This is a genomic window from Mammaliicoccus fleurettii (genome assembly GCF_003970575.1).
GTDB lineage: Bacteria > Bacillota > Bacilli > Staphylococcales > Staphylococcaceae > Mammaliicoccus > Mammaliicoccus fleurettii.
In genome coordinates, this window is sequence record NZ_RXWZ01000137.1 from 1 (window position 1) to 2,817 (window position 2,817).

At 33.7% G+C, this 2,817-nt stretch carries 4 protein-coding genes; all 4 read right to left on the reverse strand.

Features of this window, described 5'->3' with window-relative positions:
* Positions 1–381: 381 nt before the first annotated feature.
* Entirely contained in the window at positions 382–1,740 is a 1,359-nt protein-coding gene (locus tag CD129_RS10050; RefSeq protein WP_115337809.1) for a PTS ascorbate transporter subunit IIC, read from the reverse strand.
* A 19-nt stretch (positions 1,741–1,759) separates the two neighbouring features.
* A complete protein-coding gene (locus tag CD129_RS10055) occupies positions 1,760–2,044 on the reverse strand; it encodes a PTS sugar transporter subunit IIB (RefSeq protein ID WP_078357913.1) in 285 nt (94 codons plus the stop codon).
* A gap of 1 nt (position 2,045) precedes the next feature.
* The gene (locus tag CD129_RS10060; RefSeq protein ID WP_107509199.1) at positions 2,046–2,486 is read right to left on the reverse strand and encodes a PTS sugar transporter subunit IIA; all 441 of its coding nucleotides are present in this window, start codon (positions 2,484–2,486) and stop codon (positions 2,046–2,048) included.
* A gap of 2 nt (positions 2,487–2,488) precedes the next feature.
* Positions 2,489–2,817, reverse strand: a 329-nt coding sequence (locus CD129_RS10065) for a PTS sugar transporter subunit IIA (protein ID WP_170167691.1), incomplete at its 5' end; no start/stop codon positions are given.

Below are 2,817 nucleotides of genomic sequence, written 5' to 3' on the forward strand. Positions count from 1 at the left end.
ACTACCAAGTTAATCTACAATTTAACCAATCTCTTCGATTAACGACTGAGTTAATCTACAACTTACAACATCTCTTCGATTAACTACCGAGTTAATCTACAACTTACAACATCTCTTCGATTAACTACCGAGTTAATCTACAACTTTACCCATCTCTTCGATTAACTACCGAATTAATCTACAACTTACACTATCTCTTCGATTAATTACCGAGTTAATCTACAACTTAACCAATTTCTTCGATTAACTACCGAATTAATCGAAGACTTACCTCATCTTTTCAAAAATCGACTTAATATAAGCAGACTATATCTCATCTTTCCGATTAACTCCACATAAAAAAGCACTTCGTCATCTAGACGGAGTGCTTTCTATTACTTCTTACTTCTCTTCTACTACTTTTTTGTTAGATCGTTTTTGTAATAACACGCCTAATACGCCAATTATGATTATGATTGCGATTACGCCTGCTAATCCTAAGAATTTTGCTATATATCCTACTACGATTCCTACTGCTAAGAAGTCAGTGTCTGAGAATATAGTCGATGCTGCTCCTAGGTCTCCCATAAATGGTAGGAGTAATAATGGTAAGAATGTTACTAATATACCGTTTAATGCTGATCCTGCAATGGCTCCTTTTATTCCGCCTCTTGCATTACCGAATACGCCTGCTGTTGCTCCTAAGAAGAAGTGTGGTACAACGCCTGGTAATATTACGACGCCTCCTATAAGGAACATGATTAACATGCCTATAACTCCAGTGACGAAACTGACGAAAAATCCTATTAATACAGCATTTTGTGCGTAAGGGAATACAATCGGACAGTCTAATGCTGGTTTCGTATTTGGTACGAGTTTTTCTGAAATACCTTTAAATGCTGGTACGATTTCAGCTAAAATTAATCTCACACCTGTCAAAATGATAAATACCCCTGCTGCAAATGTTACACCTTGAATAACTGAGAATACTATAAAGTTAGTACCGTCACTTAATTCTGAATGTACGAAAGTTGGTCCTGCAAATAATGCAGCTATAATATAAAGTACGATCATTGTTAATGAAATACTTATTGTACTTTCTCTCAAGAAACTTAATCCTTTAGGAAACTTAATATCTTCTGTTGATTTTGATTTCCCAGAAAATAATTTACCAATTTCTCCTGCTGCCCAGTAACTTACTGTTCCAAAATGACCTATTGCTACTTGGTCTGATCCAGTGATTTTTTTCATTGTGGATTGTCCAAGTGCTGGTAATACTGCCATAATCAGTCCTAAAATAATTGACCCCATTATAACTGTCATTGTCCCTGTAATATTACCTACAGTTAACAGTATTGCTAGAAAAGCTGCCATGTAAAATGTGTGATGACCTGTTAAGAAAATATATTTTAAGTTTGTAAATCTTGCGATAAATATATTAACTAGCATCCCGAACATCATAATTAAAGCTGCTGTTGTTCCGTAATCTTTTAAAGCAATGGATATAATGGCTTCGTTATTTGGAACGACACCTTGTACACCAAATGCTTCTTGAAACATCTTCCCGAACGGTTCTAATGAATTTGTAACAACACCTGCTCCAGCACTTAATACAAGAAAGCCTAGAATTGTTTTAATTGTACCTGATGTAATATCTGCTGCTGATTTTTTCTGTACAATTAAACCAATCAATGCGATAAGTACTACAAGTATAGCAGGTTGACTAAAAACATCTACAAAAAATCCTAATATTGAATTCATGATGCAGTCTCCCCTTTGTTTATAAAATGTTCAGTGCTTTTAATTTTTCTTCTAGTTTATTTTGTAATTCTTCTTTATCTAAAATGTTATCTAGCACAACAACTTCACCTAATCTTTGTGCATTTTCTTCTAAATCTCTACCACAAATAAAGACATCAGCCATATCAGGACTTGCTGACATTATGTCACTATGTTCAACTTTAACATCATCTGGAGCTTGTAAATTTTTCAGTGCTTCCTGTGCATTCATTTCAACCATGAAACTACTTCCTAAACCGTGTCCACAAACTACTAAAATTTTCATATTAATCATTCTCCTTAAATATATTTATAATTTCTGATTTATTTTTTGCTAAAACAAGTGATTGAACTGTTTCTTTATCACTTAAAATTGTTGCTAGTTTTTTTAAAATTTCGAGATGCGCTTCGTTATCGATGGCACTTAATACAAATACTAATGACGCAAAATGACTATTGTCCGAAAAGTTAATGTGTTCATCTAGTTTAAGTAAACTTAATCCTACTTTATTCACATTCTCGTTAGGTCTTGCATGTGCAATCGCAATTTCAGGTGCAATTACAATGTAAGGTCCCATATCATGAACACTCTTAATCATTGAATCGACATAATCCTTATTAAAATAATCTTCCTGTAATAATGGTGCTGCAGCTATTTGGATACTTTCTTCCCAGTTAGCAACTTTATCTTTCAATTGTATATGTTCTTCTTTTATAATTTGGGTCAAATTTAGACACCCTCCTCATTTTGGCTCACCGTTTTGATGAGTTGTAATATTCTTTCTTTGTTACCTTTAATCATTTCATTTCTATTTTCTTCATTCATAATGATTTGGCTTAACTGACCAAGTGCGTTCAAATGTATTTGAGGTTGACTAGTAGCGAGTATAACCACGACTTTTACAGGATCAAATCGTTCATGTCCAAAGTCGATTCCATCTTCAAAATGAACAATGGACATACTTACAGGAACATTTACATTCTCAAAATTTGAATGCAATAATGCGATATTTGGTCCAATCACCATATAAGGCCCAAATTTATCTAGGTGGTCAACAA

Excerpts from the sequence above, each read along its gene's own strand:
- CD129_RS10050 (WP_115337809.1), bottom strand. The coding sequence starts at position 1,740 with ATGAATTCAATATTAGGATTTTTTGTAGATGTTTTTAGTCAACCTGCT.
- CD129_RS10055 (WP_078357913.1), bottom strand. The coding sequence starts at position 2,044 with ATGAAAATTTTAGTAGTTTGTGGACACGGTTTAGGAAGTAGTTTCATG.